9 protein-coding genes and 1 pseudogene are annotated in these 7,280 nt (G+C 68.5%); 5 read left to right on the top strand and 5 right to left on the bottom strand.

The window, feature by feature from the left end; translation table 11 throughout:
* The 3 genes from WBF82_RS01580 to WBF82_RS01570 form a co-directional block, all read left to right on the top strand.
* A partial coding sequence (locus WBF82_RS01580) for a rhodanese-like domain-containing protein (protein ID WP_424381352.1) occupies positions 1-217 on the top strand: 217 nt, incomplete at its 5' end.
* A gap of 185 nt (positions 218-402) precedes the next feature.
* Positions 403-1,518, top strand: a complete 1,116-nt coding sequence (locus tag WBF82_RS01575; protein WP_424381351.1) for a DUF4328 domain-containing protein — start codon at positions 403-405, stop codon at positions 1,516-1,518.
* Positions 1,519-1,522: 4 nt separating this feature from the next.
* The gene (locus tag WBF82_RS01570; protein ID WP_424381350.1) at positions 1,523-2,347 is read left to right on the top strand and encodes a glycerophosphodiester phosphodiesterase; all 825 of its coding nucleotides are present in this window, start codon (positions 1,523-1,525) and stop codon (positions 2,345-2,347) included.
* Here WBF82_RS01570 and WBF82_RS01565 read toward each other — a convergent pair.
* Genes WBF82_RS01565 through WBF82_RS01555 form a run of 3 tightly spaced genes read right to left on the bottom strand, consistent with a single transcriptional unit; the run spans position 2,344 to position 4,978 of the window.
* The gene (locus tag WBF82_RS01565; protein ID WP_424381349.1) at positions 2,344-3,390 is read right to left on the bottom strand and encodes an LCP family protein; all 1,047 of its coding nucleotides are present in this window, start codon (positions 3,388-3,390) and stop codon (positions 2,344-2,346) included. The genes WBF82_RS01570 and WBF82_RS01565 overlap by 4 nt on opposite strands.
* A 1-nt stretch (position 3,391) precedes the next feature.
* Positions 3,392-4,156 (bottom strand): CPBP family intramembrane glutamic endopeptidase, encoded by a 765-nt coding sequence (locus tag WBF82_RS01560; RefSeq protein WP_424381348.1) that lies wholly within the window; start codon positions 4,154-4,156, stop codon positions 3,392-3,394.
* 30 nt (positions 4,157-4,186) lie between these two features.
* The gene (locus WBF82_RS01555) at positions 4,187-4,978 is read right to left on the bottom strand and encodes a DUF2470 domain-containing protein (protein WP_424381347.1); all 792 of its coding nucleotides are present in this window, start codon (positions 4,976-4,978) and stop codon (positions 4,187-4,189) included.
* A gap of 89 nt (positions 4,979-5,067) precedes the next feature.
* Between WBF82_RS01555 and pheA the strand changes: the two genes are divergently transcribed.
* Both pheA and WBF82_RS01545 read left to right on the top strand, forming a co-directional pair.
* Complete coding sequence (gene pheA / locus WBF82_RS01550) at positions 5,068-6,006, top strand: prephenate dehydratase (protein WP_424381346.1); 939 nt, start codon at positions 5,068-5,070, stop codon at positions 6,004-6,006.
* Entirely contained in the window at positions 6,003-6,692 is a 690-nt protein-coding gene (locus WBF82_RS01545) for a histidine phosphatase family protein (protein WP_424381345.1), read from the top strand. Before pheA ends, WBF82_RS01545 begins: the two co-directional genes overlap by 4 nt.
* 1 nt (position 6,693) lies before the next feature.
* Here WBF82_RS01545 and WBF82_RS01540 read toward each other — a convergent pair whose 3' ends face one another.
* A complete protein-coding gene (locus tag WBF82_RS01540; RefSeq protein ID WP_424381344.1) occupies positions 6,694-6,885 on the bottom strand; it encodes a hypothetical protein in 192 nt (63 codons plus the stop codon).
* Between the two features lie 56 nt (positions 6,886-6,941).
* Positions 6,942-7,280 (bottom strand): annotated as a pseudogene (locus tag WBF82_RS01535) (metallopeptidase family protein); the annotation flags it as partial.

Below are 7,280 nucleotides of genomic sequence, written 5' to 3'. Positions count from 1 at the left end.
GCACATCCCGATGGGTGAGGTGCCGGCCCGGGTCAACGAGATCGACCCGGAGGCAAAGCTGTACGTCGTCTGCAAGGTTGGCGGGCGCTCGCAGAAAGTGGCCCGGTATCTGGCCGGCAAGGGGTTTGCGCCCGTCAACGTCAGCGGCGGGATGCTGGCATGGGCCAACGCCGGACGTCCGGTGGTCACCGACGACGGCAGTCCCGGCAGCGTCTGACCGCTAGGTCTGATTGCCGGACTCGCCCCCTCGCCGCTCCGCGGCTGGGAGGTACCCCCACTCATCGCGCTCCGCGCTCTGCATCGTCGTCCGGCTAGGCTGATTGCCGTGATCCGCGCTGACGACGAATTGGTACTGAGCGATGAGGTGGGGGTACCGCCCGCTTGCGGGGGAGAGCGGCGCCAATGATCCAAGTGTGCTCCCAGTGCGGCACACGCTGGAATGTCCGTGACCGGCAGCGTGTGTGGTGCCCGCGCTGCCGCGGAACGCTGCTGGCACCGTCGTCCGAGACGCCCAGCGTTGATCAGCGGTGGAGCGCCGACAAGCGAACGCCGCCACGGCTGCCGCCGGGGTATCGCTGGATCGCGGTGCGTCCCGGGCCTCCGCCACCCCAACGTCGTCGGCGCCGGCCCCTCGGGCCGACCCCGCGATACTTGGTCATACCGCGCTGGGGACTGCAGGATCACATCGAGCAGGATGCTGCCCGGCGGGGTTCGACGGTTCGAGACGCGCCGCCGCCGAGCAGGGTGCGGGGCGCACTCTTCGCGACCGTGCTGACGCTGGGCGTCGCAGCGCTGGTCCACCTGATGCGTTATTTGTTGCTGCTCATCAACCGCAATTCACTGCTGAATTGGGTGGTGGCGGATGCGGCCGCGCTGGTGAGTGTGCTGGCCAGCCTGGCCGCGATCGCGGCGGTGATCACCTACGCGTTGCTGCTGACGCGGTGGTTGATGGCCCGCCGCGCCGCGGCTTTCGCCCATCGCGGTAGGTCGGAGACCCGTACGCCGTGGGCGCTGAGGATCGGCTGTCTGCTGCCGCCGTCGGCCGCGATGGTGCTGGCGATCGCCTTCGCGGTGATCCTGGTAAACCTCGGGCGCTCACCGAGCTGGGGGCTGATGGCCGGGTGCATGCTGGTCTGTTGTCTGCCCTTGCTCGGCACGGTGTGGGCGCTGGTCTATGTCATCGAGTTGGCGAAGACGGAGGACAACTACCCGCGGCTGCGCGCCACCATCTGGGGATGGTGGCTGTTGTGGCTGCTAAGCAGCCTGACTTCGGTTTTTGCTTCGGTAACCAGCGGGGCGCAGGACGTTCAAGGCATCGCCAACAACACGGTGGCCATGATCGTCGCCTATCTGCTGGCGGTCATCGCGGTGATGGCCACCGCCAAGGTTTACGAGGGGTATGAGCGCAAGCCCGTCGAACGGCCCGCCCATCGCTGGGTGGTGGTTGCCGGCGACGGGACAGCTGAGCCGAAATCGGCTCCTGCAGTTGAGTTGACGGGTGCGGAACCGGCAGCATAGTGGCATGACGCGGGCCGACGAGGTGGTGTCTCGCCATCCGTTCGTAGTCGCTCATCGCGGCGCGTCAGCCGCACTACCGGAACACACGTTGGCCGCATACGATCTCGCACTTCGGGAGGGCGCCGACGGCGTGGAATGCGACGTCCGGCTGACCCGCGACGGCCACTTGGTCTGTGTGCACGATCGCCGGCTGGACCGGACGTCGAGCGGCGCCGGTCTGGTGAGCACGATGACGCTGGCCGAGCTGCGCGAGCTGGAATACGGTGCGTGGCACGGTAGTTGGCGGGAGGACGGCACCCACGGCGATACCGGCCTGCTGACGTTGGACGCCCTCGTCGCGCTGGTGCTGGACTGGAAACGGCCGGTGAAGATCTTCGTCGAGACCAAGCATCCCGTCCGCTACGGCGCTCTGGTGGAAAGCAAGGTGTTGGCGCTGCTGCATCGCTTCGGCATCGCCGCGCCCGCGTCCGCCGATCGGTCCCGCGCGGTGGTGATGTCGTTTTCGGCGGCGGCGCTGTGGCGCATTCGGCGCGCGGCGCCACTGCTGCCGACGGTGCTGCTCGGCAGGAGCCATCGATACCTGGCCAGCAGCGCGGCGAGCACGATCGGAGCCACCGCGGTCGGGCCGTCGCTGGCCACCCTTCGTGAACATCCCGAACTCGTCGACCGTGCGGCGGCCCAGGGCCGGGCACTGTATTGCTGGAGTGCCGACGACTACGAGGACGTCCGATTCTGCCGCGACGTAGGCGTGGCATGGCTGGCCACCCACCATCCCGGCCGAGTCAAGGCCTGGCTCGACGACGGTCTAACCGGCGCCGACGTCCACTAAATCGGATCCTCGAGGACGGCCGGCGGCACCGGTTGATCGGCAGCTAGCGCATCGAACAGCTTGGCCGCCTTATCGTGATCCCACACCGCCACCGCGCCCGCGCTGCTACTGGTGAACTCGCCGATCGGAACCGTCAACGCGACGGTGGATCCGTGCAGCGCCCAACCCAGCCGGGCCATATCCCAGGCGTGATCGCCGTGGTCGACTGTCAGGGCGCCTGCCGCCGCATGCGCCACCGAATACCATCGCCACGGGTTCAGCCACACCGCCGGGCTCGCGGCACGGTGCAACACCGCCGACATGAACCGCCGCTGGTTGACCATGCGATCGAGGTCGGCGCGCGGCGTGTCCCGGGAGCGGACGAAGCCGAGTGCGTCGCGGCCGCCGAGTTTTTGGCACCCGGCCGGTAGGTCGACGCCGGCGAGTGGATCGTCGATCGGCGCGGCCGGACAGACAATGACCCCGCCCAGCGCGTCGACCAGCCCAGCGAACCCGCTGAATCCGACCTCGGCGTAGTGGTCGAGCCGCAACCCGGTGGCTTGCTCGACCGTCTGCGCCAGGAGAGGCGCCCCGCCCATCGCGAACGCCGCGTTGATCTTGTCGCGGCCGTATCCGGGAATCGGCACGTAAGAGTCGCGCGGTATGGACACCATCGTCGTCGGCGTGCGTGATCCGAACGTCGGCACGTGGACCAGCAGGATGGTGTCGGTCCGGCCGTTACCGGTGTCGCCGCCGGTGGCCAGGGCCCGCTGCTGTTCGACGGTGAGGCCTTGGCGGCTGTCCGAGCCGACCAGCAGCCAGGTGCTGCCCTGCCCTGACGCCGGCCGGCCGGGATAGTCGGTCAGCACCGGCTCCCGGTGCAGTGCCGTCTCCATCCACAGCGTCCCGCCCAGGATGCCGGCAGTGATCAGCAGAACGATGACCACCAGGCTCAGCGAAATCAGTTGGCCCCAAGCCCGTTTGCGCCGCGGCCTTGGCCGGCGCGGGCGCGGCGGTGGCGGGCCGGGCGGCGGTGGTCGTCGCACGCGTGGGGCATTGGTCATATCAATGCAGCCAGCGCAGATGCCCGGCCAGCAGGGCATACCCGACAAAAGCCACGGCGTCGATGATGCCGTGGGCGATCACCAGCGGCCACAGCCGGCCGGTGCGCCGCCACGCATACCCGAACACCAGGCCCATCGCGACATTGCCCAGCCCGGCGCCGAAGCCTTGGTAGAGGTGATAAGCGCCGCGCAGCACGCTCGACCACACCAGCGCCACCCGTGAGCCGACACCCAGCTGCTCCAACCGGGTGAGCAGATAACCGATGACGATGATCTCTTCGGCCCAGCCATTGGCAAAGGCGACCAGCAGCAGCATCGGCACCCGCCACCAGGTGTCGCCCAGGCTGGACGGGATGACCGACGCGTTGAGGTGTAAAGCCCGCGCCGCGAGGTAGAGTCCCAGCCCGGGTAGGCCGATCAGCGCGGCCAAGCCGAGGCCGCCACCCAGGTCGGCCCGCCACTCGAAGCGCGCCAACCCGATCCGGGCCGGACTAAATCCGCTGCGCCACAACAGGTATAAGCCGAGTGCGCCCCAGGCGAGAAGTTGCACGACGAAGGTCGCATTCAGGCCGAGGTCGATCAGGCCGAAGTACGACCGCCGCGGATTGAGCGGTATCCGCTGAGCGCTCAGGTTGCGCAACACCGAGTCGGCTAGCTGCAGGATCGCGGTGACGGCGGACAGACCGAACGTCACAGCCAACACGACGACGAGCTCGATACGCAACGTGCGCTCGGCGGCGTCGGCGTCACCGCTGGGCCAGCTCACCTCGCCACCGTAACCGGGGCGGACCGCCGGTCAGTCTCGGCGGGCCCGCAAGCCGTTAACGAACGGGCAGCCCATCAGCACCCGGATGGCCTGGCCCAGACCGGTGACGTCGTCCACCGGCTGGCGGAACGGGAGCCGGACGTCGCGGTCGCCGTCGGCGCCTTCGACGCGTAGCCGCACGCCGTAGCGGTCGAGTCCGAGCGGGCGGATGTCTCCGCGCCGTAGCCGCGCGGGCAGCCGAGCGGCCAAACGGGCGACCACGTCTCGATGGGCGGTGTCCAAGTGGCGGATCCAGCACGACTCAAAAGCGCAGAACGGGTCGGGACGTGCGGCCAGCAGGGCGCGCACATCGACGGCCTCGGCCCCGGTCGCATCGGTCACGACCACCGACTCGATCTGCAGTCGCGCCAGCCGGTAGCGGGTATCCCCCTCGGCGACCGGGCCGGACTCGAGCGTTTCTACCTGCAGTAACGCGGGGTTCGGGTGCTCGGCGGCGATCCGGTCGAGCAGCCCGCGCACTTCGGGTAACGGAACCGGGTCGAGCCGACCGCGGATCCATACCAGCGAGCGCACCGGTTCGCGCAACGGCAGCGGCGCGTAGTCGGCCAACTCCAACACAGCCTGCGTTCCACTTTCGCAGTCGAGCGGAACTGCCACTGCGAAGGAACCGTCGGCGAGCAGGTGGTGCAGCGGAGCGATGACCGGTTCGGCGCCCACAGTGCCTGCTTCGCTCTCAACGGCGATTAACGCCTGGCCCGCCCGGACGCAGGTGCTGCGGATCCGCTCGGCCGTCGTCGGCGCTGGGCAGTTGGCAAGTGTCATCGTCGACCATCCTTGGGAAGTGAGGTAAGCCTAACTTAACTAGGGACGATCGAACGGCGCAAGACGTACGACCCGATAGGGTTTTGGTCGTGGCGGGCATCGCGTATCTCGGTCCCGAGGGGACCTTCACCGAAGCTGCGTTGCTGCAGATGATCGACGCCGGCATGGTTCCGCAGCACGGCGCGGCCGGGGCGCTGATCCCGGTCGACAGCACGTCGGCAGCTCTTGATGCGGTTCGCGACGGCGCGGCCGGCTACGCGTGTGTGCCGATCGAGAACTCGATCGACGGCTCGGTGATGCCCACCCTGGACAGCCTGGCCATTGGCACACCGCTGCAGATCTTCGCGGAGCTGACGCTGGACGTCGCGTTCAACATCGTCGTCCAACCGGGCCGCACGGCCGCCGAAGTGCGCACGCTGGCGGCCTTCCCGGTCGCCGCCGCGCAGGTGCGGCGGTGGCTTGCGGCCCATCTGCCCGCCGCCGAACTGCGCCCGGCCAACTCCAACGCCGATGCCGCGCAGCAAGTCGCCGACGGCAATGTCGACGCCGCAGTCAGTTCGCCGCTGGCCGGTTCCCAGCGCGGGTTGTCGGCGTTGGCCGAGGGCGTCGTCGACGAAGCCAACGCGTGCACCCGCTTTGTCCTCGTCGGCCCGCCGGGGACCCCGCCGGCCCGAACCGGCGCCGACCGCACGTCGGTGGTGCTGCGGATCGCCAATGTCCCGAGCGCTTTGGTGTCGGCGCTTGCCGAGTTCGGTATCCGCGGCATCGACCTGACCCGCATCGAATCTCGGCCCACCCGAACCGAATTGGGCACTTACATGTTCTTCCTGGACTGCGTCGGCCACATCGACGACGACGCGGTCGCCGAGGCACTCAAGGCGCTGCACCGGCGTTGTACCGATGTGCGCTACTTGGGATCCTGGCCGACCGGAGGGCTGGTTGGCGCGGCGCCGCCGCAATTGGACGAGGCGTCGCGCTGGCTGGCGCAGATCCGCGACGGCGCGACCGATGAGGGGTCGGCGCGATGAGCGGTCGCCTGGTGTTGGTGCGACACGGTCAGTCCTTCGGCAACGTCGATCGTCGATTAGACACCCGACCGCCGGGGTCCGAGCTGACGCCGCTGGGCCGCGACCAGGCGCGAGCCTTCGCGCGGGAGGGACTGAGCCGGCCCGGGCTGTTGCTGCACTCGGTGGCCACCCGCGCCGCGCAGACCGCGGCCGAGATCAGCGCCGAGGTCGACGTGCGGACCGGCGAGGTGACGGGCATCCACGAGGTGCAGGTCGGTGAGCTGGAAAACCGCAGCGACGACGATGCGGTCGCGGAATTCAACGCGATCTACAAGCGCTGGCATGAAGGCGAGTGGGACGTGCCGCTGCCGGGTGGCGAGACCGCTAACGACGTGCTGGACCGTTACACGCCGGTGCTGACCGACCTACGGTTGCGCTACCTCGACGACGACGAGTGGACCAGCGACATCGTCGTCGTCAGTCACGGCGCCGCGATCCGGCTGGCGGCCGCCGTGCTGGCCGGGGTGGAAAGCAGCTTTGTGCTGGATCATCACCTCAACAACACCGAGGCGGTGGTGCTGGCGCCGATCACCGACGGGCGCTGGAGTTGCGTGCAGTGGGGGAGCCTGACGCCGCCGTTCTACCCGGAGCCTGACGCCACCCCGGTGGCTGACGCGGTCGAGTCGGCTACCGACCCGATGGGGTAGATCAGACGGCGAGCGCGTCCACGTCCGCGCAGCGGCATGCGATTGCGTCGCAGTCGACGACGAAGGCGTGCGGCATCAGCTCCGGGCTGGTACAGCCATCCTCGGTGCACTCCGACCGATGCAACCAGTGGCGAATGATCGTGCCGTGACAGTGTTCTAGCCCTGCCCGGCAGTCGCGGCAGTGGGTGTCCATGCGCCGTTCATAGCACCGATCGCCGACAGATCCGGGATGCCGCGCCCGCGCGATCCTTACTGAAGTTGGTCAGCCCCAGCCCAGTTCGTGTAACCGGTCGTCGTCGATACCGAAGTGGTGGGCGATCTCGTGAATCACGGTGATCTTCACCTCCTCGACGACGTCGTCCTCGTCGTCGCAGATGTCCAGCAGCGCGTTGCGGTAGATCGTGATGGTGTCGGGCAGCGAACCGCCGTAGTTGGAATCACGCTCGGTCAACGCCACACCCTCATATAGGCCGAGCAGTTCGGCTTCCTCGGGGTCACGGTCGGCGACCAGCACCACCACGTTGTCCATCACGGCGGCCAGCTGCGGCGGGATCAAGTCGAGTGCGTCGGACACCAACTCGTCGAACC

Origin of the sequence: Mycobacterium sp. (genome assembly GCF_049673265.1) — a bacterium.
Lineage (GTDB): Bacteria > Actinomycetota > Actinomycetes > Mycobacteriales > Mycobacteriaceae > Mycobacterium.
Note: the sequence above shows the minus strand (reverse complement) of the source record. Positions and strands in the feature narration are given on the sequence as shown.

What these genes read in the sequence shown, in the direction of transcription:
- WBF82_RS01575 (WP_424381351.1), top strand. Translation starts at nt 403, where the DNA reads ATGATCCAAGTGTGCTCCCAGTGCGGCACACGCTGGAATGTCCGTGAC.
- WBF82_RS01555 (WP_424381347.1), bottom strand. Translation starts at nt 4,978, where the DNA reads ATGACACTTGCCAACTGCCCAGCGCCGACGACGGCCGAGCGGATCCGC.
- WBF82_RS01540 (WP_424381344.1), bottom strand. Translation starts at nt 6,885, where the DNA reads ATGGACACCCACTGCCGCGACTGCCGGGCAGGGCTAGAACACTGTCAC.
- WBF82_RS01565 (WP_424381349.1), bottom strand. Translation starts at nt 3,390, where the DNA reads ATGACCAATGCCCCACGCGTGCGACGACCACCGCCGCCCGGCCCGCCA.
- WBF82_RS01545 (WP_424381345.1), top strand. Translation starts at nt 6,003, where the DNA reads ATGAGCGGTCGCCTGGTGTTGGTGCGACACGGTCAGTCCTTCGGCAAC.
- WBF82_RS01570 (WP_424381350.1), top strand. Translation starts at nt 1,523, where the DNA reads ATGACGCGGGCCGACGAGGTGGTGTCTCGCCATCCGTTCGTAGTCGCT.